The following is a 294-nucleotide window of genomic DNA, read 5'->3' on the forward strand; positions in this document are numbered from 1 at the left end:
CCAGCGACACCAGATCCAGCGCCAGGCCGGTTTGATGCTCACTGGTACCAGGAGGGGCTACCCAGCGGGCGGCTTCCACCTTGGCGTCCTCCAGGGAATACCCCGCCGCCCGGAGGCGGGAGACCTTGTTATTGTAGAGGCGGGTCTGCGTGGCCTGGGTCCGGTAAGCCGAGCAGACGATGGGCTCCAGTCCTGCCGCCCGGCAGTCGGTCAGCATGGCATTGAGATCGTCGTAAATCCGCTTGTCCACCTGCAGTCCGTTTTTCAGCCGGGCCAGCTCCACCGTATAGGACT

At 64.3% G+C, this 294-nt stretch carries 1 protein-coding gene; it reads right to left on the bottom strand.

The window, feature by feature from the left end:
* Positions 1-294, bottom strand: a 294-nt coding sequence (locus QZL67_RS08480; protein WP_292920160.1) for a D-alanyl-D-alanine carboxypeptidase family protein, incomplete at both ends; no start/stop codon positions are given.

The sequence above is a fragment of the Oscillibacter sp. CAG:155 genome, assembly GCA_000436875.1.
Lineage (GTDB): Bacteria > Bacillota > Clostridia > Oscillospirales > Oscillospiraceae > Oscillibacter.